At 65.4% G+C, this 24,186-nt stretch carries 22 protein-coding genes; 8 read left to right on the forward strand and 14 right to left on the reverse strand.

Features of this window, described 5'->3' with window-relative positions; all coding sequences use genetic code 11:
• Window positions 1-248: 248 nt before the first annotated feature.
• From OSH10_RS13840 to OSH10_RS13870, 7 genes are read left to right on the forward strand one after another with little or no spacing between them, the layout of a single operon-like run.
• Complete coding sequence (locus OSH10_RS13840) at window positions 249-1,535, forward strand: class I SAM-dependent methyltransferase (protein ID WP_266332401.1); 1,287 nt, start codon at window positions 249-251, stop codon at window positions 1,533-1,535.
• Window positions 1,535-2,347 (forward strand): sugar phosphate nucleotidyltransferase, encoded by an 813-nt coding sequence (locus OSH10_RS13845; RefSeq protein ID WP_266332402.1) that lies wholly within the window; start codon window positions 1,535-1,537, stop codon window positions 2,345-2,347. Before OSH10_RS13840 ends, OSH10_RS13845 begins: the two co-directional genes overlap by 1 nt.
• Window positions 2,344-2,997 (forward strand): PIG-L deacetylase family protein, encoded by a 654-nt coding sequence (locus tag OSH10_RS13850; RefSeq protein WP_266332403.1) that lies wholly within the window; start codon window positions 2,344-2,346, stop codon window positions 2,995-2,997. Before OSH10_RS13845 ends, OSH10_RS13850 begins: the two co-directional genes overlap by 4 nt.
• A gap of 29 nt (window positions 2,998-3,026) precedes the next feature.
• The gene (locus tag OSH10_RS13855) at window positions 3,027-4,358 is read left to right on the forward strand and encodes a glycosyltransferase family 4 protein (protein ID WP_266332404.1); all 1,332 of its coding nucleotides are present in this window, start codon (window positions 3,027-3,029) and stop codon (window positions 4,356-4,358) included.
• Window positions 4,355-5,272: a glycosyltransferase family 2 protein gene (locus OSH10_RS13860; RefSeq protein WP_266332405.1), complete on the forward strand. Its 918-nt coding sequence runs from the start codon at window positions 4,355-4,357 to the stop codon at window positions 5,270-5,272. The genes OSH10_RS13855 and OSH10_RS13860 overlap by 4 nt, the downstream gene beginning before the upstream one ends.
• 37 nt (window positions 5,273-5,309) lie before the next feature.
• Window positions 5,310-6,575, forward strand: coding sequence for a hypothetical protein (locus tag OSH10_RS13865; protein WP_266332406.1), 1,266 nt, complete (start codon window positions 5,310-5,312; stop codon window positions 6,573-6,575).
• Window positions 6,572-7,810 carry a glycosyltransferase gene (locus OSH10_RS13870; RefSeq protein ID WP_266332408.1) on the forward strand — a complete coding sequence of 413 codons (1,239 nt, stop codon included), beginning with the start codon at window positions 6,572-6,574 and terminating at the stop codon, window positions 7,808-7,810. The genes OSH10_RS13865 and OSH10_RS13870 overlap by 4 nt, the downstream gene beginning before the upstream one ends.
• A 2-nt stretch (window positions 7,811-7,812) precedes the next feature.
• Here the strand turns inward: OSH10_RS13870 and OSH10_RS13875 are convergent, their stop codons facing one another.
• The 9 genes from OSH10_RS13875 to OSH10_RS13915 all read right to left on the reverse strand — a co-directional run bounded on the left by OSH10_RS13875 (window position 7,813) and on the right by OSH10_RS13915 (window position 16,483).
• On the reverse strand, window positions 7,813-9,108 hold the full coding sequence (locus OSH10_RS13875) for a glycosyltransferase family 4 protein (RefSeq protein WP_266332410.1): 1,296 nt from the start codon (window positions 9,106-9,108) through the stop codon (window positions 7,813-7,815).
• Window positions 9,105-10,355: a glycosyltransferase gene (locus tag OSH10_RS13880; RefSeq protein ID WP_266332411.1), complete on the reverse strand. Its 1,251-nt coding sequence runs from the start codon at window positions 10,353-10,355 to the stop codon at window positions 9,105-9,107. Before OSH10_RS13880 ends, OSH10_RS13875 begins: the two co-directional genes overlap by 4 nt.
• Window positions 10,356-10,388: 33 nt before the next feature.
• Window positions 10,389-11,618, reverse strand: a complete 1,230-nt coding sequence (locus OSH10_RS13885; protein WP_266332412.1) for a polysaccharide biosynthesis/export family protein — start codon at window positions 11,616-11,618, stop codon at window positions 10,389-10,391.
• Window positions 11,619-13,883, reverse strand: a complete 2,265-nt coding sequence (locus OSH10_RS13890) for a GumC family protein (protein ID WP_266332413.1) — start codon at window positions 13,881-13,883, stop codon at window positions 11,619-11,621.
• A gap of 23 nt (window positions 13,884-13,906) precedes the next feature.
• Complete coding sequence (locus tag OSH10_RS13895; protein ID WP_266332414.1) at window positions 13,907-14,833, reverse strand: response regulator transcription factor; 927 nt, start codon at window positions 14,831-14,833, stop codon at window positions 13,907-13,909.
• A 38-nt stretch (window positions 14,834-14,871) separates the two neighbouring features.
• Window positions 14,872-15,474 carry a thermonuclease family protein gene (locus OSH10_RS22965; RefSeq protein ID WP_407660714.1) on the reverse strand — a complete coding sequence of 201 codons (603 nt, stop codon included), beginning with the start codon at window positions 15,472-15,474 and terminating at the stop codon, window positions 14,872-14,874.
• A 64-nt stretch (window positions 15,475-15,538) separates the two neighbouring features.
• Window positions 15,539-15,784, reverse strand: a complete 246-nt coding sequence (locus OSH10_RS13905; protein ID WP_266332416.1) for a hypothetical protein — start codon at window positions 15,782-15,784, stop codon at window positions 15,539-15,541.
• A 151-nt stretch (window positions 15,785-15,935) separates the two neighbouring features.
• A complete protein-coding gene (locus OSH10_RS13910) occupies window positions 15,936-16,157 on the reverse strand; it encodes a hypothetical protein (RefSeq protein ID WP_266332418.1) in 222 nt (73 codons plus the stop codon).
• Between the two features lie 116 nt (window positions 16,158-16,273).
• Window positions 16,274-16,483, reverse strand: coding sequence for a cold-shock protein (locus tag OSH10_RS13915; RefSeq protein ID WP_018181610.1), 210 nt, complete (start codon window positions 16,481-16,483; stop codon window positions 16,274-16,276).
• Window positions 16,484-16,780: 297 nt separating this feature from the next.
• Between OSH10_RS13915 and mazG the strand changes: the two genes are divergently transcribed.
• A complete protein-coding gene (gene mazG / locus OSH10_RS13920; protein WP_266332420.1) occupies window positions 16,781-17,608 on the forward strand; it encodes a nucleoside triphosphate pyrophosphohydrolase in 828 nt (275 codons plus the stop codon).
• 42 nt (window positions 17,609-17,650) lie between these two features.
• Here the strand turns inward: mazG and hflX are convergent, their stop codons facing one another.
• From hflX to OSH10_RS13945, 5 genes are all read right to left on the reverse strand, one after another.
• Window positions 17,651-19,105, reverse strand: a complete 1,455-nt coding sequence (hflX, locus tag OSH10_RS13925) for a GTPase HflX (protein WP_407660715.1) — start codon at window positions 19,103-19,105, stop codon at window positions 17,651-17,653.
• Window positions 19,106-19,360, reverse strand: a complete 255-nt coding sequence (gene hfq, locus OSH10_RS13930; RefSeq protein ID WP_018181607.1) for an RNA chaperone Hfq — start codon at window positions 19,358-19,360, stop codon at window positions 19,106-19,108.
• 147 nt (window positions 19,361-19,507) lie between these two features.
• The gene (locus OSH10_RS13935; protein WP_266332421.1) at window positions 19,508-20,386 is read right to left on the reverse strand and encodes a D-amino-acid transaminase; all 879 of its coding nucleotides are present in this window, start codon (window positions 20,384-20,386) and stop codon (window positions 19,508-19,510) included.
• An 81-nt stretch (window positions 20,387-20,467) separates the two neighbouring features.
• A complete protein-coding gene (gene ntrX / locus OSH10_RS13940; protein WP_266332422.1) occupies window positions 20,468-21,832 on the reverse strand; it encodes a nitrogen assimilation response regulator NtrX in 1,365 nt (454 codons plus the stop codon).
• Window positions 21,833-21,846: 14 nt separating this feature from the next.
• Complete coding sequence (locus tag OSH10_RS13945) at window positions 21,847-24,120, reverse strand: sensor histidine kinase NtrY-like (RefSeq protein ID WP_266332425.1); 2,274 nt, start codon at window positions 24,118-24,120, stop codon at window positions 21,847-21,849.
• Window positions 24,121-24,186: the final 66 nt, after the last annotated feature.

Genomic DNA, 24,186 nt, shown 5'->3' on the forward strand with positions numbered 1-24,186 from the left:
GACGCCTGCGCGCGATGCCAACAAAGGGATGGGGGGCGCAGTTTTCCGGCCAGTTCTCCCTTCGATCATCAACCAAAGGGACTAGCCAGCCTAAGCAAACCCAAGCGTTCCTGCCCAAATTGCCGAGGAACGAAGCGCAGAGTTCATCTTCTGTTCTAAGAATTCCACTCTACTCTAGCGGAGGTTGAAGGATCTGCCGAGCGCGGTTGTACTGCGTCTCGCAGGGCTGAGCGGAAGGAAGTTTGCGGATGAGCGCGTCATTCCATGCCTCTTTGGCGGTAGACAAGTCCGTTCCAAGACCCTGCCGCCTATGCGGAACCGAACTTCGCCGGCGCTTTGCGGATCTGGGCATGTCCCCGCTTTGCGAGAGCTTTCTCACCGCAACGCAATGTGACCGCATGGAGCCTTATTTCCCGCTCCGGGCGATGGTCTGCGAGCAGTGCCACCTGGTGCAGCTGGCAGAATATGTCGCGCCCAGCGAGATCTTCAGCGACTACGCCTATTTCTCCTCCTATTCGCCGAGCTGGGTGGCGCATGCCAAAGCCTATTGCACGGCCATCACGAAACGGCTCGGCCTTGGTCCAGAGAGCGAGATCGTCGAGATCGCCAGCAATGACGGGTATCTGCTGCAGCATTTCTTGGCGCTGGGCATTCCCGCCCTCGGCATCGAGCCGGCCGCCAACGTGGCGGCCGTCGCGATCCGGAAGGGCATCGACACGCGGATCGACTTTTTCGGAACCCGTCTGGCGCGGACGCTGGTCGCCGACGGCCGACAGGCCGATCTGATCATTGGCAACAATGTTCTCGCCCAGGTCCCGGATCTCAACGACTTCACAGCCGGTCTTGCCATTCTGCTGAAGCCGGACGGCGTGGTCACGCTAGAGTTCCCGCATCTCCAGCGGCTTATTTCGGAGACCCAGTTCGACACGATCTATCACGAGCATTTCTCCTATTTCTCGTTGCTGACGATCGAGCGGCTCGCGGCGCGACATGATCTGAAGATCATCGACGTCGAGGCGTTGCCGACGCATGGCGGATCGCTGCGCGTCTATCTGGCGCGCGCCAGTTCCGTTCGCCCGCAGGAATCTGCCGTCTCGAAACTGTTGCACGAAGAGCGCCGCTTCGGCCTGGAACGGATGGAAACCTATTCCGCCTTCGCCGCAAGGATCCGCCGCACCAAACGCGATCTGCTCGCGCTGCTGATCGGGCTGCGCAACTCTGGCAAGTCCATCTGCGCCTACGGGGCCCCCGGCAAGGGCAACACGCTGCTCAACTATTGCGGCATCGGCCCCGACTTCCTCGATTTCACCGTCGATCGCAATCCGCACAAGCACGGCCGCTTCACGCCGGGCATGCACATCCCGATCCTGCCGGTGTCGGCGATCGATGCAGCCCGGCCCGATTTCGTACTGATCCTGCCATGGAACCTTCAGGCGGAGATCACGCGGCAAATGAGGCACATCGCCGGTTGGGGTGGCCGTTTCATCGTGCCGATTCCCACGCCACGCATCGTCGAGCCAGAGGATATCCGGTGATGAAGGTCATCCTGTTTTGCGGCGGTCTCGGCACGCGCATCCGAGAATATCCGGAGAGTATTCCCAAGCCGATGATCCCGATCGGCCACCAGCCGATCCTCTGGCACCTGATGAACTATTACAGCCAACGGGGGCACAACGAGTTCATCCTCTGTACCGGCTACAAGGCCAATGTCATCAAGGACTTCTTCCTCAACTACCGTCCGCAGGCCTATGCCGATTGCATCGTCTCCGGCTTCGGCACCAAGGTCGAGCTGCTCGGAAAGCCCGAGCAGGACTGGCGCGTTGCACTGATCGACACCGGCATCTGGCGCAATATCGGCGAACGGCTGCTGGCGGTTCGCGAACATGTCTGCGACGAGGAGATCTTCCTCGCCAACTATAGCGACGGGCTCAGCGACGTCGACCTCGACGACATGATCGAGCGTTTCCGAAACAGCAACAAACTCGCCTGCTTCCTGGCGGTTCGGCCGCATCTGAGCTTCCATTTCGCCGATATCCAGCCGAATGGCGCGATGCGAGGGTTCCGCACGGCCGATCGCTCCGATCTCTGGATCAATGGCGGCTTCTTCCTGTTCCGTCCCGGCATCTTCGACTTCATTCGCCCCGGCGAAGAGCTTGTTCAAGAACCCTTCACGCGCCTCATCGAAGCGGACGCGCTGATGGCCTATAAATACGAGGGATTCTGGCGCGCCATGGATACGCTGAAGGACCGCCAGATCCTGGAGGACATGGTCGAGCAGGGCGCGATGCCATGGCGTCTGGCGGATGCGGGCGGCGGTCGTCCAGCGCGTGCAGTCACGGGATCATGAAGACGCTGCCGCTCGTGCGCCCCGGCGAAGCGCTGTCGGTACTATGCCTCGGGGCGCATGCCGACGATATCGAGATCGGCGCGGGGGGGCTGCTGCTCCACTGGCTCGCCACCGGCATCCGGCTCGATGTGCGCTGGTGCGTCCTCAGTGCCGCCGGTATCCGCTCGACGGAAGCCGAAAGGTCCGCGCACGCCTTTTTGAGGGGCGCGGCGCTCGCCGATCTCAAGCTCGCCCGTTTCGAGGACGGCCTGTTTCCACAGCAGGAAGCAACCCTGAAGCGCTGGATGGAAGAGCTGAAGGACGGGCCGCCTCCCGACGTGATCCTGACGCACCGGCGCGACGACGCGCATCAGGATCATCGCGCCGTCTCGCGCCTGACCTGGAACACGTTCCGCAACCACATGATCCTCGAATACGAGATCCCGAAATGGGATGGCGATCTTGGCCGTCCCAACGCCTATGCGGCATTCGACGAAGAGATCCTCGCGCGCAAGATCGACCTGCTGCTGACGCATTTCACCAGCCAGCGCACGAAAGACTGGTTTGACGCCGAAACATTTCGCGGCCTGGCCCGGCTCCGCGGGATGGAGTGCCGCTCGCCTGGGCGCTACGCCGAAGCGTTCATCCTGCGCAAAGCTTGGATCGCCTGAGCGTGCGCGGGCGGCCTCGCCGGCACGGCATGACGGCGGCGCTTGGGAACCGCCTGACCGGAGAGATGAAGCACCCTGCCCAAGTAGCCAGGATGGATCGCCAGACGCCACGCCCTAGGCTGAACGCGCCGGCCTTTTGCATCGGACTTCAGGAGGAAGAGATGAAATTCGCCTTCTTCGGATATCCGCATCTGGGAGGCACCTTCACCGTATTCCGCCATTTGCGCGCCGGCCTGGCGCCCATGGGCGTCACGGTCGAATGGCTCGGCGTAGGCCCGGCCGCCCACGCCGCGGCGCGGGATCCGGATTGGCGTGCGGAAAGGGCGACGGGCCAGGCCTGTGGAACGACGACGGACACCGAACCGGCGCAGGCAAAGTCCATGCTCGTTCATCTTGCCGAGCAGGATTTCGATGGTGTCTTCGTGAGCGTCCACGCCGACCGGGTGCAGACCAACCTTGCGCGGTATCTGCCATCGACGATGCTCCGGGTAATGATCGTCCATAACATAACGCCGGCTACCTATGCCGCCGCGCGGGCGATCCGCGATCATGTTCATGCAACCGCCTGTGTCTCGCGTCGCATTCGCGACGACCTGCTGATGCACTTTCGTTTCGACCCGAAGACTACCCACGAGATCCCTAATGCCGTCGACTTCCCCGCACCGCCGCCCCGCCTTCGACGCACGATCGGTCAGCCGCTCCGGCTGCTGTCGCTCGGACGGATCGAGGACCAGGCCAAGGGCGTGCTGTGGCTGCCCCAGATCCTCGCCCAACTGCCGGAAGACGTCACGCTGACCATCGCCGGCGACGGGCCGGATCTCGCCCGCCTCCGGCGCTCCATGGCCCCGATTGGCAGCCGCGCGCAGTTCCTCGGGCGAATCTCGCCCGCCCAAATCCCGGCGCTGATGGCCGGGCATGACATCTTTGTCGCGCCGTCTCGTTTCGAGGGCTTCATGATCACGCTCACCGAGGCGATGGCGACTGGATGCGTGCCGGTCGCCTCGATGATCCGGGGAGTCACCGACACCGTCGTCGACGATGGCGTAACCGGCCTGCTGTTTCCCGTCGGCGATGTCGGGGCGGCAGCGGAGACAATCCGCCATCTCCGCCGCGATCCAGCCCATTGGCACGCCATGGCCTGCCATGGGCCGATCGCGATGCACGAGCGCTTCAGCGTCTCCCGCATGGCGGAACATTATGGTGGGCTGCTCACCGGGCTGCGCGAGCGGCCTCCCCCGATCGCGCCGCCGCTTCCGATAGAGCGCTGGCATCTCCCACGGGGACTGCGGGATGGGCTGCGATCCCACTTGCCGACGCCGCTCAAGAACCTGCTGAGAACCATCCGGGAGCGCGCGGCATGAGCCTGGAACCGATGATACTCGGCAAGGACCCAGGATCCGGGAGTTCCCCGTCCAGCGTGGCGCCGCCGGGCATTCCGAGCGCCAACGTCTCCGTGCTCATCCTGACGCTGGACGAGGAACTCAACCTGCCGGCGTGCCTCGCCTCGGTCAGTTGGAGCGACGACATAGTCGTGCTCGATTCCTTCAGCCAGGACCGGACGGTCGAGATCGCCCGGAACTTTGGCGCCCGCGTGTATCAGCGCCGCTTCGATAGCGAACCATCCCAGCGGAGCTTCGGGCTCAACGAGATCGCCTACAAGAACCGCTTCGTCTACCTCCCGGACGCGGACGAGGTGACGCCCCCTGCACTACGGGACGAGATTCTGGCGATCGCTGCGGAACCTAGCTGTCCCGAGGTCGCTTTCCATGTTCGGTCCCGCACCATATTCATGGGACGCTGGCTGCGATGGAGCGGGCTCTACCCCACTTGGTTCGTCCGTCTGGTCGAGCCGGGGCGCGTCCGCTTCGAGCGAGAGATCAATCTGCGAACCGTAGCCAATGGGCCGGAAGGCCGGCTCGACGGCCATCTGCTGCACTATACCTTCAACAAGGGCCTCAACGCTTGGTTCGACAAGCATAATCGCTATTCGTGGCACGAGGCGCGGGAGTCGCTCAAAAGCCTGGCCGCGGAGCGGGTCGACTGGCGCGCATTGCTCTTCGCGACCGGCGCGGAACGGCGGCGAGCGCTCAAAACACTATCCTTCCGGCTGCCCTGCAGGCCGCTGCTGCGCTTCCTCTACATGTATCTGCTGCGTGGCGGCTTCCTCGATGGCCGGGCCGGCTTTGTCTATTGCCGGCTGCTGATGACCTACGAAACGATGATCGTCACCAAGATGATCGAGATCCAGAGGCGGGAAAAAGGGTTGCCGCTGTGAGCCGCCAGGCGGCGAGCCTAGCAAGGGAGCGCAGCCCATGGGCATGCCCCTGATCGGCGCGTTGATCGCCATCTCCGCGTTCTGGGTGATCTTTGGCCTTCGGCGCCCCGAAGGGGTCTATCAATATCCCTTCTTGGCTGGCGCAACCTTTCTCGGCTTCATCGCACCGCAATTTCCGGCCATGGCGGACGACCCGTTTCTGCCAGGGGGGGCCGTGACGCGGGCCGCGTTCTTCGCAATCCTCTGCATCATGGCCTGTGGCCTGGGTTGGCAGCTGACGCTGCCACGCGTCGCCGGCCAACGCTGGCGTTTCGACGAAAAGAAGCTGCTGATCGTATCCGCGGTCCTGTCTCTGACCGGTGCCTATTTCTATTTCAAGGTCTCGCATCTGCCGCCCGAGATCAAATACTCGATCTATACGGGCATGCCCGTGGTCTATCTGTTTTTCGCCAAGCTGCTGAATTACGGCTTTGCCATTGCGCTTATCTGTGGGGCGCGGCGCATGAGCATCGCGGCGCTGTCCATCATTGCCTTCGACACGCTCTTCTATGCCGAAAGAATCCTGCTGCTGGGCCGACGCAGCGAGACGGCCGAGTTCGTCTTCCTGATCGGGCTGGCCTGGTGGTTCCAGCGGCGCCGCGCCGCCCCCCGTCTCATGACGGCGGGCCTCGTCATGTTCGGCGCCATCGCGATGAACAGCGCGGGAGACTATCGCGCGATCACGACCGAAAGCGAGAATTCCGGCTGGTCCGATCTTCTCAAGATCGATGTGCTCGCCAATTTCGCGGAGGTTGTCGCCCATGGCGGGCCGGAGGTGCGAAATGCCGTGCTGCGCCTGGAATCCGCCAGCGACACGCAATCCTTCGACTTCGGACTGTTTCACTGGAACACGCTGGTTTTCAACTATGTCCCGGCGCAACTGGTCGGGCCGGCTCTCAAGGAGAGCCTGACCCTGTCATTCGACGATCAGATCGCGCGCGACTACGCTCCGCCAATCGGCTCCACGGAAACCGGACTTGCCGACGCCTTCGCTTCGTTCGGCTATCTCGGCGCGCTCAAGTTCTTCCTGATCGGCTTCGGGATGCGGCGGATCTACGACGCGGCGGTTTCCGGAAGCACGGGGTGGCAGATCGCCTATCCGCTGATCCTGGCGCCGGCGATGCTGGCGATCACGCATCACACGCAGTGGCCGATCTCCGCGCTGGTGCACATGGCGCTGTTCCTGCTGCCGGCCCTGCTTCTCGCGCGGATCCGGCAACCCTCGCCGTCCTGGGTGGCGGGCGCCGCAGGATCTTCGTCATGACCGAGACTACCGGGACGTTGGGCGCCAATCCTGCCCATCCGCGCGTCGCGGTCCTGTTCCACCGCTTCGGTCCCTATCATGTCAGCCGGATGCAGGCGGCCGCCCGGCATATGGCGGTGACCGGCATCGAGTTCAGCGGCACGGACAGGACCTATGCATGGAGCGCGTCCGATACTTTCCCGTTCTCTCGCATCGTCGTCTCTCCCGACAGCGACGCGGAGCGTGTGCCAGCGCTGATCCGCAAGATGACCGCGGCGCTCGACCGGGCCGCGCCAGAGGCAGTGGCGATCGCCGGCTGGTCGAACCCGGCCGCGCTGGCAGCCCTGCTGTGGTGCACACGCCGGCGGGTTCCGGCCATCGTGATGTCGGATAGCACGGAGATCGACGAAGTCCGGAAACCCTGGCGGGAGGCTGTCAAGCGGCGGGTCGTGTCTCTGTTCAGCGCCGGATTGGTCGCCGGAGGGCCGCAGCGACGCTACCTGGCGGGGCTCGGCATGAATGACAGGCTGATCCGCGAAGGATTCGACGTCGTCGACAATGAGCATTTCGCCATCGGCGCGGTCGCCGCCCGAAGAGACGCCGAGGCGCTCCGCCGGCAACTCGCATTGCCGCCGCGCTATTTCCTCGCCTCCTGTCGCTTCGTCGCCAAGAAGAACCTGTTTGTCTTGCTGGAGGCCTATCAGGGCTATCGTGGCGTAGCCGGCGCGCCGGCATGGAACTTGGTCCTGCTGGGCGGAGGCCCGCTGGAACCCGAACTGCGGGCTGCGATCGCGGCGCGCGGCTTGGTCGGCTCTGTCCATCTGCCGGGTTTTCGGCAGTATCCAGAACTCCCGGCCTATTACGGGCTGGCGGAGGCCTTCATTCTGCCGAGCACGACGGAGCAATGGGGCCTGGTCGTCAACGAGGCGATGGCCGCGGGTCTGCCCGTCCTGGTGTCGGAGCGCTGCGGTTGCAGCGAGGATCTGGTCCGTCCCGGGGTGAATGGATTTCGCTTCAACCCTTTCGCTCCCCGCGAACTCATGGCCCAGATGCTGACCATCGCCAGCAAGGACTGCGACCGGATGGCGATGGCGCAAGCGGGACAGGCGATCATCGCCGAATGGTCGCCGGACCGTTTCGGTCGTGCGTTGCGTCAGTCGGTGGACCTGGCACGGAACGCGCCGCGTATGCCGGATCCGATCGGCCACTGGCTCGCGCTCGCCCTGCTCTGCCGCCGCGAGCGCACTGACGGTTGACGCTATTCCGGCAATGGACGCGTGCCGTCCCCGGCCGACATCACCCGCTGCAGCAGATCCCGCCAGGCCTCCCCGTAACGGCCGACCGTCAGATCTTCGACACGCCGGCGGGCGGAGGTTCCCATGCGCAAGCGGAGATCCTCGTCTTGCACCAGCCGATCGATCGCTTGCGCCATCCCGGACAGGTCCTCGCAAGCAACGACGAAGCCGTCCTCCCCGTCACGCACCGGCGTGCCGCTGTTCGGTGTCGTCACGATGGGAAGACCGGTTGCCATGGCCTCCATCACCGCGCCGGCGGAGCCCTCACAGACAGACGGAAACAGGAAGAGGTCAAACGACTCAAGCCAGGCGCGCACCTCGCCACGCGGTACCGCACCGATCACTGCCACGGATCCGCGCTGGCGCTCGATCAGCGCCGGATCGGCGGCAATCGGGCCGACCAGAACAAAACGCACTTTCGCCGGGTCGAACGCCCGGGCAATTTCAAAGAGGGCGGGGGCTCCCTTGCGCAGCGAAACCGCACCCACGAAGCCGACGACGACAGGACCCGTGCGCTGCCCGCGGTTGCAGAACGCATAGGCCGACGCATCCACGGGATAGGGAATGACCGAGATCTGCCACGGCCTCAGCCCAGCCGCCAGCAAGCCATCGCCGACATAGGTCGAGGCGCAGGTGATGTGGCTGGCCGAGGCCCAACTCCGTTGCTCGACGTCCTGCATGATGGCAGAGCCCGAATCCTGCGGGGTCTGCCAGTCCGGCCAGAGTTCCGCCTGGCGCGCCTCCTCGCGTATCTGAACCGCGATCGGCGCGATCATCTGGTCAAGGACCACGGAGAGCCCGGCCCGGCGCGCCGCCTCGCAAAGGGGTGGGTCTATGTTGCGGACGAAGCCCGCCAGACTGTTGGCGCCCCGCCATCCGTCCGCCAGTATCTGCCGCGTCATGGCCTGCGAGCGGCGGACGAAATTCTGCTCCGGCAGATCGGTACGATCTTCCCGGAGCCGAGCGAGCAGCGTCGTCCACCCGGTAGCGACCACGCGACTGTCATCGAGGCCGGCACAGCGCCGGGAGGCCAGCCTGCGACCGGTTGCGCCGCCAATCCGGGACATGACCAGAGCAGCGGCCGCCGCCGGCGATCCGGGGCGCACGAACCAGTCGGTGTGGACCGTCTCCAGGACGCCCGCCAGCTTCAGGCCGAGCGGGAGACCGTAATGCAGACGGGAGCCATCCTGCACCACCGTCACCCTGGGCTTGGCCGAGGAAGCCCGTTCGGCACGGTGATCGTCGACGGCCGCACTCATGCGAGATCTACCGTGTCCGGCCGGTCGCCACGGCCGAGCATCCATCGATAGACGGCCTCCATACTCTCCGCTGCGTTTGGCCAGGAGAAGCGCTCTGCCACCAGTGTCGCGCCCCGCTCACCGATCCGCCGTCGTTGCGCGGGCGTCAGCGAAGCCAGCTTGCGAAGTCCTTCGGCGATACTTCCGGGCTCCGGTTCGATTTGCAGCGCCGCGCCCTGCTCGAAGCCGATAGGGAGGTTGCAGCGCGGCGTCATCAGGACCGGCAGACAAGCGGCCCAAGCCTCCAGAACCGCGATCGGCAGGCCCTCGCTGATGGATGGCAGCACGAACGCATCGGCAGCCGCGAAGCTCCGCTGCTTCTCCTCGCCGAATTGCGGTCCGACGAAATGGACGACCGGGTCCAGCCCCAGTTCGGTCGCCAGTCGCTGCAGGTTCGTGCGGTAGGCATCCTCGCCCCAGCCGGCGATCACCAGTTGCCACTTCGGCACCGTCGATCCACCGGTAGAACCCTTGAGATAACGGACAAAGCCCAGCAGAAGATCGGGAATGCCCTTCTGCGGCGCGATCCGGCCCAGAAAGAGCAGGATCGCGGCGCGTCCCGGGATTCGCGCCCGCCAAAGCGGTGGCGGCGCGACGGATAGCGCTGTATCGAGCTCGACACCGTTCGGAATGACACAGACGGGATTGCGCAAGCCGGCATCGCGGATCGCCGCCAGTTCGGAGATGCAAAGCGCATGCAGGCAGGCCGCTCCGCGAAGATGCCGCGTCTCGAAGATAAGCCCGGCAAGCCGCTTCTTCCAGCGGCGGTTGGCCAGCGCCCATCGGTCGAGCATGCCGTGCGGCGTCACCACATAGGGCATCCCTCGCCCTGACCAGCCCATGGCGGCGACAGAGGGATACATCCAGAGACCATGCACATGCACAAGATCGGCGCGCGCCCGTCGCAGCGCCTTGCCGAGGCCGGGGGCATATCCGAACGATGCCGGGCCTCGTACCGGAAAGGCCTCCGTCGCGACACCGCACTGCCGCAGCATGTCATGCGCTGGCGCCGGATGCGCCAGCCCATATACGCCGAGCTCCATACCAGCTCGCGCATCCAGCGCCGGCGCCAGGCCGCGTACAGCCTCGAAGACGCCGCCGGACTTTTGCGACAGATGGGCCATCACCATCGCGACGCGGATCGCCCGCATCGGATCGGCAGAACCCTGGGAGACTTGGCACGCCGGCGCGAGGGTGTCTGCAGGCATCAGGACGCTCCTGTTCATCCGGGTGAAGCGGATTCAGCGGATGGCCGCCCGAGCCGCCATGTCCGGCTCGGCGAGATGGCGATCGACCTCAAGGATGTCGCCGGGTCGTAACCGGTCATGCTCGCCGACAGCGATCTGGTTTGCGCCCGCGTTCGTGCTGCGCACGACGGCATAGGTCGCCGCCGGGATCTGCCGCAGGCTCCCTGTCTCGAGATCGTCACTGGCCGCTTCCATGCTGGCCGCAAGCGACGCGATCCTCTGCTCTGTTCGTACGATCGCCAGTTCGGCCGCGCGCAGCGCCGCTGCATTCTCCGCCGCGCGCGCCTCGAGAAACGCCGCCGCGCGCTGGTCCACATCCAGCCGGTTCTGCCGCGCCCGGGCCAGGAAACCGATCACCTCGAGCCGGTCGCGCTTCAGGGCCGATTGCTGGCGCTGGCTGTCACGCAGCCGCGAATGGGCTGTCAGTCCCTGATCGGCCAGTTGCTGGGTAGCGCTGACATCCTGTTGGATCAGTTCCAGGTCGCGGTCATGCAGGCGGAGGCTTTCCTGAAGCGCCGCGATCTCCTGGTCGAGTGTCCGGCGCTGGGCGTCGGCGGCTTCGGCCTGCGCCGCCAACGCGTCCGTTCTGACCTTGTACAGCGCGACTTCGGCCGCGACCATATCAGCCGGCGCGTCGGCGGCCAGCAGGTCCCTGCCGTCAAACGCAACACCCCTTATCTCGGCTTCCAGTCGGATGCGCTCGATGCGTTGCGACCATCGAATCAGCTTCTGGTCGGCGGAATCCTGGCGGAGCGTCAGGAGCTGGAGGGCGGCACCGGTCACCGGCGACGCCGGCCGACGCAGCCCGCCCCCCAGCGCGACCAGTTCCAGAACGATCATTCCGGGTCGATACTCGTAGCGTCCGGGCGTCTGTACGTCGCCGGTCACGAAAACGGGCGCGTGGCTGAGCACATCGATGGTCACGGTGTGATCGGCCGGAATTCGCCCGGCCAACCCCTCGGCAATGCGCTGCGACGCCTCTTCCGGCATCAGGCCCAGCATCATGACCCGGCCGAGCCTCGGATAGCGGATGGCGCCGTCCGATCCGATCGCGAACCGGCCGCTCAGGTCCGGTTGCCCGAAGACCGAGACCTGCAGCACGTCGCCAACACCGAACCGGTAGACTTCCTGTCCAAAGACGGCGACGCCGAGGGCGCAAAGCAGGACGGTCGCCTGGAGGAGACGGGCCGTGCAGCGCCGCAGGCTCTGATACGCGAGACCCATCTAGCCCTCCCGCTTCCGGGCGAACGATGGCTCCGCACCGTCGTCGAACCGCGCGTTGGCGGACCTCCAAAGGCTGGGGTGGCGCAACGTCCGGGGCCCTTCATAGCTCTGATGCGCACGCCGCTCGACTCGGTTCAGCACCAGAACCGGGGCATCCAGTCCGCAAAGCGCCAGTTTCTGCAGGCCCGAGAGAACGGCCTCATGGGTGGTGTAGGCCCAGCGCGTCACGAACAGGATGGCGTCGACAAGACTGCCGATCTGGGCCGCATCCGATGTCGTGAGGACCGGTGGCGCGTCGAGGATCACGATATCGAAGCGTTCACGCAGTCCATCCATCAGCAGAGTCATGCGCGCGCTGCCGAGGCGCTCCTGGGCATCGTCGCCAGGCGCGGGAGCGGCGATGATCCACAGGGGCGAGGCCGGGTCCCGCGACAGAACCTCGTCGAGGCCCGCATCGCCGCTCAGGAACGCACCCAGCCCGGCCGGAGGCGGATCGCCCGCGCTTCCCGAACGTGCCATCCGCCCCAGGCTCTGGCGATGCAGATCGGCGTCGACCAGCACCACGGAGCGTCCCGCGGTCGCCATCGATCGCGCGAGCGCCAGCGCCACGGTGGTCTTGCCCTCCTTCGGCAAGGCCGAGGTCACCATGAAAGTCGCGGCGGGTCGCGTCGCGGGCGAAAGCCGCAACATCCATTGCAGGCTCGCCAGCGCTTCGGCGAAGGGCGCGCCCCCGCTCCGCCCCTTCTCCCAGTCCAGCTTGCGGCGGCGACGCCATGGCACGTCGGGTATCGTCGCCAGGACCGGCAGTCGCGTCACCGCCTCGATGGCCTGGCGCGACCGGACGCGATCATCCAGCCGCTCCAGGATCAGGACGAGCCCCAGGCCCGCGGCGCCGCCGCCGATCAGGCCCATCAGCAAGGCGGGCAGAAGACGCAGGCCGAACCGATGGCTTGGGGCTGTCGCCTCCGAGATCAGGCGGACGCCCGGATCGACCAGCCCGTTCTGGTCCACGATCTGCTTCGAGCGCCCCAGGAGGCTCTCATAGACCGCCCGGTCGGCATTGGCCTCGCGAACCAGGGCATCGAGCTTCACGCGCGCCATGTCCGACGCGCCATAATTGGCCTGTGCCGCGTGCAGTTCCTCCTCCAGCGAGGTGACGCGTCGTGCTGCGGAGTCGATCTCGTTGCGCAGGCTGACGAGGATGAGCCCGACCTCCTGAGCAATCTGCTGGCGGACAGCCTCGAGTTCCGAAGTCAGCGACGGAATTTCGGCGCTTTGGGCAGCGCCGGTATCCTTGAGCACGCGCAGCCTTCGTTCCATCTGCGCCTGGCTGGCGCGCAATTGCTGGATGATCGGCGAGCCGAGCACCTCGGTGAAGCTGTCGAGGCCGTTCTGGTCGGCGGCAAGCCGGGCGGCGGTCTTCTCCCGCGCTTCAGCGGTCGAATGGGCGGCGCGAGCCGCCATCAGTTCGGTGTTCAGCGCAGCGAGGCGCTGGGCCGCCAGCGTGACACCGTCAATCTCCAGCAGCCCGGACGAGGCCCGGAAGCGCTCGGCGTCCTGCTCCGCCTGCTCCAGCCGGGCCGCCAGCACCTTGAGCCGGTTGGACAGCCAGTCGCCGACCCGGCGGGTGGCGTCGATCTGTACATCGTCCTGATAGGCGAGATAGGCCCGCGCATAGGCATTGGCGACCCGGGCGGCAAGGTCGGGATCTCCGGCCGTATAGGCGATATAGATCGTGTAGGAGCGGCCATCATTGACCACCTTGAGACCGGCGCGCAAACGATCCTCGCGAAGCGCGGCCGCGTCCCCGGCCCTTGCGGATCGCGCCGGGGTCGGGCCGGCTTGCGCCATGTCCGGGTCGCCGTCCGGAGGGTCCGCAGCCGCCACGGGCGGATCCGACGCAAGCCCCTCGCCAACATCAGCATCCGCGCCGAACGGATGAATACCCTCGGCCGCGAGTTTGGCGAGCACGCGCTGCGCCATCAAGCGCGATCCGATCCGGTCGAGCTCGGTGCGCAGAACCGGGTTCTCCTGCGGCAAGGGCGCAACGACCTGGTCGATCGGCATGCCCTGGATCCGGCGGACGTCGAGCGCCATCACGGCCTCGGCCCGATAGAGGCGCGGCTGATGGGCATAATAGGCGGCACCCGCGCCCAGCCCGGCCATCGCGAACAGCACCAGCAGGCCGGTCCGGCGACGCAGGATGACGGTAACGTCGCGCAGCACCGAAGGCTCGCGCGCCGGAGGCGAGGATTGGATCACCATGAGGTCCTCGGGACCGATTGAGACTAGCGGTAGGCCGCGGATTGCGGCGGCTGCGTCGACGCCAGGCGAACCCCGGGCGGCTTATCACGATAGGCTGGCAGGCTGAGCAGGCGTGCCGTCGATCGTCGCGCGGCGACGAGCGCGCTGAGCTTGAAGGCAACCTCGGTGCGGTTATGCGCGTGAAGCTTGCGCATGATGGCGCGGATATGAACCTTGACGGTGCTTTCGCTCAAATCGAGCTCATAGGCGATGATCTTGTTCGCCTTGCCCTGGCGAAGCGCCTCCGCCACGGCCGCCTGGCGCGGCGTCAGCAGCGCATCGAGAGGATCGGCCTCCTCCTCGATTTCCGGCGCCAGAATGTCAGCGCGGCAGGCGGTCAGGCTGCTGGCGGGCACATAGGTCCCGCCCGCCCGGACGAGATTGACGACCTCGACGACGACACGCAGCCCGCTGCTCGAGGCGATATAGCCCCGGGCGCCACGATCCAACGCCATCAGGACGTCGCTCGCCGCCTCGCTATCGGCCAGGACGATCGTCGGAATGCCGGGAAAGCCGCGCTCCAGATTGCCGAGCGCCGCGGCCACCGCCGCATCGCCGGGATTCTGTCCGCCGATGCTGAGCAGGACAGCGCACGCGTCCTGCTGCCGCGTCCCCGCCGCCTCCCACGCCTCGACGGAGCCAAACGCGCGGACTTCCAGATTGGGCTGGCTGGCCAGCAATGCCTTCGTCAGGCATTCCCGATCGAGGGCGCGACGATCAATGAGCGCGATCGTCACCGTCGAACGCTGCGCCGCTGCGCTTGGGGAGTCGGCCCCCGCTACCTGCACGGATTCGCAATTCCACATGCCCGGCTCCATTCGGATTACCAGAGGAAGGTTTGCATCGGCACCACGGTATGCAGAAAGACATACAACCAGATCACCCCGATTGCAACCTGTAATCGGGAACAAATCGTGATTATCTGCATATAGGTTGTAAATTGCGCCGGCTAACTTTCTTTCAGGATCGAAAGGCGTCCGTTGCCCCTTGGGTGATTTCGCCGCCATTCGGCCGGCGGGGTGAAACGCCCCTGCCAGATTCCGCGCCTTTCGCGACGGGCGGCGCTTTCCGCAGCCGCATAGCTCGACCCGCCGCGATCTGCGAAATCGATCGCCATGCCCTGCCGGACCATGGCTTCGCCAAGATCCCGTTCGCCGAGACCAGGTGCGCCAAGGCCTGGGTCGCCCTTGACCCGGCAGGTCGCGACCGTGCGGCCGAAGCGGTCGCGCGCCTGTGGCTGGCAGCGGAGATCTCCCGCGGACACCAGGTTTCGCAGGGCGGATTTCGCCGCTTCACCGCAACGCCAGGGCCTTCCGTTCCCATCTTCACAGGACTGGCCGAGTTCGGGCGCGTCGATGCCAAAGATCCGGAATTCAGTCCCGTCGATGGCGAGCGAATCGCCGTCTCGGACCAGGACCACGGCGCCGTCGGCCGCCCGGATTTCCTGGCGCTGCTGATCGACATAGCCGATGAGAAGCAGCCCGAAGACCAGCAGGACCAGAAAGATTAGGGGCGGCGACTTGCGGCGGCGGCGTCTCGGGGCGTGCATCATGGCGTGCCAGCCGGATGGTCTTCAAACCGTGGCGGTCATGTCGGGAAGCGCCTGCGTTCCGGCGCTAGGCGCGCGGCTTCGGCTTGGGCGTGGCCTTCTTCTTGACGACGGCCACCTTGGGCTCGGCGTCTTCCGCCGCTTCCTTGGCAAGGCGCAGCTGGCGCAACTTGGCCGTCTTCGCGCCCTGGGCGGCGACGCGGTCGCGCTCACCGGCCATGACGGCCGCCTCGCCGCTACGAAGCTTCTCGGCTTTCTTGAAACGCTCTTCGGCGCGGGCCTTCGCGGCATCCTTCGTATCGCTTGGAGACATTGCCATCCTTTCCTGCCGCTGGGCGGCTCTCGACAACTGGATCGTCAATCCGGGAACGAGACGAACAGGCTGAGCGGCGACGTCGACGGATTCGTCGGGCAAGTCACTCTATCAGCTTTGGTCGGATGGTGTGCCTTACGCCGCGAAAACGTTACTTCTTCGAGCGACGAAGCGAGTCGATCACGGGCGCCGGGTTGCCCGACTTCTCGGCGATCAACCGGTCCTGCGCCTCGATCTCGGTACGGGCCGGCTCGTCGCCGTCGAGACCGCCAAGGATTTCGCCCGGCACGCGACGGTTGGAGCGCTGGGTGCCGTCTTCATAGAACACGTCGAACAGGACAACCTCGCTGCGGGCGGCGGGTTTCTTGGCCATGGGACAACTCCGTACAGGCATCGCCGGATTCAGGGGACCGCAATCCCCGGGACCGACGTCAAAACAAAAAGGGTCCGGCGTCGAAACGCCGGACCCCGTAACGCGAACTGATGAGTTCAAGCGTTCTGAAGGTTCGCTGCAGCCGACTTGCCGCTGCGACGGTCGGCTTCGATGTCGAAGCTCAGCTTCTGGCCTTCGACCAGGCCGCGCATGCCAGCACGCTCGACAGCGCTGATGTGAACAAACACGTCCGGTCCGCCGCCGTCCTGCTGAATGAAACCGAAGCCCTTTTGGCCATTGAAAAACTTAACGGTGCCGGTAGCCATGTCTCGTGTCCTTTGTGCATTGCTTGGCTATGGCCGCGCGACTCCCGCGTCAGCCAATCCGAGTTCCAGCGATGTCTTGGGACGCGCCGCGCGGGCATATATCAAGGCAGAGCTAAATATCGAATTCGGTCTATATAAGTCCAAAAGATCAAAACAACAAACCCATGATTTGACCGCCCGCCAAATCGTCGTGGACCAACCGGTTCCGGCGCGCTGGCGACCCCTTACTTCGCCGGTGGAAGCGCTGTCTTTCCGATTGCGCCCGGCAGCAATTCTGGCCCACACGAGGATCACCCCATGCAGCCGTCCCGAAATATTGAGCGCCTGATCGAAATCATGGTGGCGCTGCGCGATCCGGCGACCGGCTGTTCCTGGGACAAGGTCCAGGATTTCCATTCGATCGCTCCCTACACGATCGAAGAGGCCTATGAGGTGGCCGATGCCATCGAGCGCGGCGATCTCGTCGACCTCGAGGAAGAACTGGGCGATCTGCTGCTGCAGGTGGTCTACCACGCCCGCATGGCCGAGGAGATCGGCGCCTTCGCCTTTGGCGACGTCGTGATGGCGATCACCTCGAAGATGATCCGGCGTCATCCGCACGTCTTCGGCAGCGAGGAGGCGCGCAACGCGGGCGCCGCCAAGGGCTTCTGGGAGGCGGTGAAGGCAGAGGAGAAGCGGATCCGCGCCGCGAAGCGGCTTCAGGCGGGCCAATCCGACGCCGAGGCCCGGAGCCTGCTGGACGATGTGCCCGCCGGGATGACGACGCTCGCCCGCGCCGTCAAGTTGCAGCAGAAGGCCGGCACGGTCGGCTTCGACTGGAACGATCCGCGCGCCGTGCTCGCCAAGATCAAGGAGGAGATCGCGGAGATCGAGCATGAACTCGACCAGCCTGCCATTTCGAAGGAACGGGTTCAGGACGAGATCGGCGACCTGCTGTTTGCCGTGGCGAACCTGGCGCGCCATGCCGAGATCGACCCGGATGCCGCCCTGCGCGGCACCAGCGAGAAGTTCCGGAACCGCTTTCGCCATATCGAAACGAGCCTGGCGACGAAGGGCCGAAGCCCCGCGGAAGCCAGTCTCGAGGAGATGGAAGAACTGTGGGTCGAGGCGAAGTCCCGCCTTTGAGGCCGACGGGTGGATGTTCCGCGCCGCTTCGGGCGCGGAACATCAGGTCTTCTTGATGGGATCCCAGGGCTGGGCGTCGGCTTCCGGCTTGGCCTTTTCGGTAGCGACCAGCAGACGCGCGCCGGGAAACTCCCGATGGAAGATGGGCTCGTTCTTCTCGGGCACGCGGATCCGCGCGACCGTGGTGCCGTCTTCCTGATCGTCTCGCGACAGCACTTCGCCGAGATCATAGAGGCGGTGCAGCCGGGCCAGCGCGTCGCCATGCAGCGAAAGCGTGAAGACCGGCCGGTCCTCGTTCAGCCGCTGTTCGACGAGATCGAGCAGGGTGTCGACGCCCTCCCCGGTCAAGGCCGAGATCGGCACGATCGCCGGCTTGCCCTTTTCGCTATGGATCCGGCCCGCCGGGCGCGCATCGGGCGGCATCAGGTCGATCTTGTTCCAGACCTCGATCAGGCGATCCGTCTTGCCCACCTCGACGCCCAATTGCTCGAGCACGGTCATGACGTCCTGCGCCTGCGCCTCGCTGTCCTCATGCGCGATGTCGCGCACATGCAGGATGAGCGTCGCCTCGATCACCTCTTCCAGGGTTGCCCGGAAAGCGGCGACCAGATGGGTCGGCAGGTCGGAGATGAAGCCCACCGTATCCGACAGGATCGCCTCGGTGCCGTGCGGCAGCTTGAGCCGGCGCAAGGTCGGGTCGAGGGTCGCGAACAGCAGGTCCTTGGCGAAGATGTCGGACTGGGTCAGCGTGTTGAACAGCGTCGACTTGCCGGCATTGGTGTAGCCGACGAGCGCCACGATCGGATGCGGGATCTTGCGGCGGTTCTCCCGCTGCAGGCGCCGCGTCCGGACGACGGTTTCGAGCTCGTGCTCGATGCGCGAGATGCGCTCCTGCAGCGCGCGCTTGTCCGCCTCGATCTGGGTTTCGCCGGGGCCGCCGAGGAAGCCGAAGCCGCCGCGCTGGCGTTCAAGGTGGGTCCAGCTGCGGACCAGCCGGCTCTTCTGATAGTTCAGATGCGCCAGTTCGACCTGCAGCGTGCCTTCCTTGGTCTGCGCCCGCTCGCCGAAGATCTCGAGGATCAATCCGGTTCGGTCGATAACCTTGGTGCCCCAGGCTTCTTCCAGATTCTGCTGCTGCACCGGTGTCAGCGCGTGATCGACGATCACGAGGCCGACATGATCGGCCTTCACACGCTCCGCGATCTCAAGAACCTTGCCGGAGCCGAACAGCGTCGCCGGCTTGAACATCGGCAAAGGCACGGGAATGCCTTCGACAACATCGAGCTCGATGGCGCGCGCCAGACCGATCGCCTCCTCGACACGGGCTGCCGTGCTGCGGACTGCGCCGCGAGGATCGCCTTCGACACGCCGTCGCGTCCGCGCCGGACGAACCGGCACGAGCACGAGGGCGCGTTCGGGCACGCGCTTTGTTTCGATGTGAGAATCGGTTGCCTCGGGCCCTTCGGCGCCTTCCGGCAGATCAGAATTTTCGGTCAATCAGGCTCCCGGCCGCTCGCCCTCTTCGCCCGGCTCGAAGAGCTGGACGGGTGCGCCCGGCATGATGGTGGAGATGGCATGCTTGTAGACGAGCTGGGAATGGCCATCCCGGCGCAACAGCACGCAGAAATTATCGAACCAGGTGACGATGCCCTGCAACTTGACGCCATTCACCAGAAAAATCGTAAGGGGGATCTTGCTCTTCCGGACATGGTTGAGAAACGTGTCCTGAAGATTTTGTGCGCGTTCTGCCATTCTTATCTCTCACGCTTGACCTTGTTGGGGACCGTGGTCCCGATGGCCGGATGTCCTCCCAGCCTTGCCGTCACTCTGCCCGGATAATCGCTTCGCGTCATCCAAGAAATTCCGTCCCTCTCCAAACCTGTGCGGATTGCGGGGCCGCTACCCACCCCGCGAACGGGCGGGCGCCTGGGCCGCGAACTCGTGGAAACGACGGCGCAATTCCGTCGCTACCGTGCCCGGCGAGCCGTTTCCGACCGGCTGCCCGTCGATCTCGACAACCGGCGTCACGATCGCCGTCGCGGCACTGATGAAGGCCTCCCGCGCCGCCTTCGCCTCATCGAGACTGAAGGCGCGCTCCTCGATCCGCAGCCCCGCCGCCTTGGCGACCTCGAACAGCACGGTGCGCGTGATTCCGCGCAGGATGCCGCTTTCCGCCGGACGGGTGACGATTCCGCCATCCATCGTCACGATCCACGCATTGGTCGAGGATCCTTCGGTCACCTTGCCGTCGGCATCCACGAACCAGGCCTCGTAAGCGCCGGCTTCCTTCGCCGCCTGCTTGGCCAGGACGTTGGGCAACAGCGAGGTCGTCTTGATGTCGACCCGGTCCCACCGGTTCTCCGGCACCGTGATGACGCTGACGCCCTTTTCCGCGCGCAGATCGCCGGCGCTGCGGGGGCTCGATTTCGCCGTCACGACGATCGACGGCGGCGTCCCCTCGGCGGGGAAAGCATGGTTGCGTGGCGCTACCCCGCGCGTGATCTGCAGATAGACAAGTCCGTCCTGCACGCGGTTGCGCCGCACGACCTCACGCAGCACGACGCCAAGCGCGACAAGGCTCATCGGCTGCGCGATGCGCAGTTCCTTCAGCGAGCGTTCCAGCCGCGCCATGTGGAGGGCTTCGTCGATCAGCCTTCCGTCGCGAATCTCGCAGACTTCATAGACGCCATCGGCAAACTGATAGCCGCGATCCTCCACATGAACGACCGCCTCCGGGTGGCGGAGATAGAGACCGTTCACATAGGCGAAGCGCGACATGGAATTCCTGCAAGGCTTTCGAATCAGACGTCGTTCAAGGGCTGGAAAGACGCCGCATGGGACAATGCGACGCCCGCAGCGTCAACCGACGCCAAGCGATTTCAACTTCCGATGCAGCGCCGACCGCTCCATGCCGACAAACTCGGCCGTGCGGGAGATGTTGCCGCCGAAGCGGTTGACCTGCGCCGTCAGATATTCGCGCTCGAAGATCTCGCGCGCGTCGCGCAGCGGCAGCGACATTAGATGCTCGCCGCCGCGATTGGGCGTGGTCGGCAGCATCTCGCCGATCTCCGGCGGCAGCATGTCGGCCGAAATCGCCTGGCTCTCGTCGCCGCGCGCCAGGATCAGCAGGCGTTCGACATTGTTGCGAAGCTGGCGGATGTTTCCGGGCCAGTCATGCGCCTGGAGCACGGCGAGCGCATCGGAGCCGACCGTGCGGATCGGCAGGCCGGTGGAGCGTGAAATCTGTTCGATGAAGTGACTGACAAGTTCCGGCACATCGTCACGCCGCTCCGCCAGAGCGGGAACGCGCAGCGGCACCACCGAAAGACGGTGGAACAGATCCTCGCGAAAGCTCCCTTCGGCGATCTCATGCTCGAGGTCCCGCGCGGTCGACGAGATGATGCGCACGTCGACATTGACCTTGGTGGTGCCGTTGACGCGCTGGAAGCTCTGGTCGATCAGCACGCGCAGGATCTTGCCCTGCGTCTCGCGCGGCATGTCGGCGATCTCGTCGAGATAGAGCGTGCCGCCATGGGCCTCCTCCAGCGCGCCGACATTGCGCGCCGAGCCGGTACCGTTCTCGGTGCCGAACAGCTCATGTTCCATGCGGTCGGGCGTGATCGCGGCGGCGTTGAGGACGACGAAGGGGCCGTCCATGCGCAGCGACGATTCATGGATTGCGCGGGCAACCAGTTCCTTGCCCGAGCCGGACGGGCCCGAGATCATGATCCGGCTGTTGGTCGGCGCGACGCGCTCGATCGTCTGCTTGAGATGGCTCATCGCGATCGAGGAGCCGACCAGGCGACCGGTGTCGCCGGCCCGCTCGCGCAGATCGCGCACTTCACGGCGAAGCTTGGAGGCCTCCAGCGCGCGCTCGGCGATCATCAGCAGGCGGTCGGCCTTGAACGGCTTCTCGATATAGTCGTAGGCGCCGCGGCGAATGGCGGACACGGCGGTTTCGATGTTGCCATGGCCGGAGATCATCACCACCGGCAGGTCGGGATGCTGACCCTTGATGATGTCGAGCAACGTCAGGCCATCGATCCGGCTGCCGGTCAGCCAGATGTCGAGGAAGATCAGCGTTGGACGCCGCTTCTCGATTTCGGCCAGGGCGGTGTCGGTATCGCCTGCGGTACGGGTGCCATGGCCCTCGTCTTCGAGGATTCCGGCAACGAGCCCGCGGATGTCAGCTTCATCATCGATGATCAGAATATCGGACGGCATGATCTCTATCTTCGTCAGGCGTCTACGGGATTGGTCGTGCGGTCTACGGCAGCGCTGCCATCGCTGCCGTCGTGTTGGGGCCTTGGCAGCGTGATCCGCACCATGGCCCCGCGCCCCCCTGTGGCGACGGCGGGCGAATCGAGCAGATCGAGCTGCCCGCCATGTTCCTCGATAATCTTGCTGACGATCGCGAGGCCGAGGCCGGTGCCCTTCTCGCGCGTCGTCATGTACGGCTCCAGCAGGCGATGCCGGTTTTCATGCGGCAGGCCGATGCCGGTGTCGATGAATTCGACGACGTTGAAGTCACCCTCGACGCGGCCGCGCACCGTGATCCTAGCACCGGCCGCCTCTTCCGGCGGCAGCGCCTCGATCGCCTCGGTCGCGTTCTTCACCAGATTGGTGAAGGCCTGCGAGATCAGGCGCGGGTCGAAGCGGCCAACCAAGGGCTCCTCGGGAAGCTGCATCTCGAAGGTGATCTCGGGATGGCTGACTTCCATCAGGAAAACCGCCTCGCGCGCGGCTTCGCCCAGATTGCGCTCCTCGAAGGTCGGCTTCGGCATCCGTGCGAAGGACGAGAACTCGTCCACCATGCGGCCGATATCGCCGACCTGGCGAATGATCGTCTCGGTGCACTGGTCGAAGATCTCGCGGCCTTCGACGATGTGCTTGCCGAAGCGGCGCTTGAGGCGCTCGGCCGAAAGCTGGATCGGCGTCAGCGGATTCTTGATCTCATGCGCGATACGGCGCGCGATGTCGGCCCAGGCGGCGCTGCGCTGGGCGGAGACGAGATCCGTGATGTCATCGAGCGTGATGACATAGCCATGCTCGGTCGTATCGGATTCCTCGGTCGTCACGCGCACATTGATGGTGCGCTCGCGGCCGTCGCGAACCACGGAAACCTGGTCGCGGTGTTCCGCGCGGTGCGGCTCGTTCAGCGACGCCTCGACCACATTCTTGAGTTCCGGCACGACCTCGGTCACGGACTGGCCAATGGGCACGCTGTCATTCAGGCCGAGGAGACGCATCGCGCCACGGTTGGCGATGGTGACGAGGCCCCGGGCGTCGGTGCCGACGACGCCGGCGCTGACGCCGGCCAGAACGGCTTCCGTGAAGCGGCGGCGGCTGTCGATCTGCTCGCTGGCGGCGACGAGCTCGTGCCGCTGGTTGCGCAGCTCGGTCGTCATCGTGTTGAACGTCTGCCCGAGCGCGCCCAGATCGCCATCGGCGCTGCGGAAAGGCACATGCACCTCGAGATTGCCGCGGCCAATTTCATCGGCCGCATCGATCAGGCGGCGGATCGGCGAAACCAGCCGGTTGGCGAAACCGATGCCGAGCCACACCGCCGAAAGCAGGACGACGAGCGCCAGGCCGAGATAGAGCAGCCCGAAAGCAATCTGCACGCCCCAGCGGGTCGCTTCGAGGTTCTTGTACTCGTTGACGCTCGCCGTCGTCTCGGCGATGTAGCGGATGACCTTCGGGTCGATCTCGCGCGTGATGTAGAGGAAGACGTCCGTGTAGTTCGTGAGGCGGGCTATGGCGCCGACGACGTTCGTCGCGCCAGGCGCGATCAGGATCGGTTCGGAGCCGGACTTGGCGGCGCGGGCCAGCGCATCGGCCGGCGGCGGCAGGTAGCCCGTCGAAAACTGGAAATTCGCCTGGGCGATCAGCGAACCGTCGGGCTTGACCAGGAAGACGCCGGGAATGCCGCGAAGCGCCGCCATGGAGTTCATGAAGGCCTGGAACCGATCGGGATTCTGTTCCAGCAGGGTCTGCGCCCGCTCGAAATCCGACTTCAGCCCGAGAATGTCGACCTTGAGCGTGCGGGCATGCTCCTCCGCATAGGCCTGGGCGATCGACAGCGAGGTCTCGACGATGGCGCGCGTGCGCTCGGAGAACCAGTGATCGAGCCCGCGATTGAGCGTGATCGAGGCGACGACGGCGATCAGGATCGCCGGCACGACCGCCACGATGCTGAACAGGCCGACGATGCGGATATGTAGCCGCGCCGCGGCGCGCCCCCGCCGCCGGGCGCGGATGAGGAGCGCGACTTCGAGGCATAGTTCGATGACCAGCAGGCCGGTCAGCACGCCATTGACGGCAAGTGCCCAGAACACGACCTGCTCGGTCGGCTGGATCGGCGTCAGGCCCATCAGCAGGAAGAAGCTGAAGCAGGCGCAGGTCAACGCAAGTATGACGGTGATGTAGCCGGCGGCACGCACGGTGATCCGCCGCCTGCGGCGTTCGAAATCCTGGGAAACAGGCGCAGCCGGTTCGAGGGTCGCGATCACGTCGCGCTTCCTTCGAGTCGATATGCCGATCCGATTCTAAAACAGCAGTCTGAGCCCTTCATGGGC

Source organism: Kaistia defluvii (genome assembly GCF_026343955.1).
GTDB classification, from domain to species: Bacteria; Pseudomonadota; Alphaproteobacteria; order Rhizobiales; family Kaistiaceae; genus Kaistia; species Kaistia defluvii.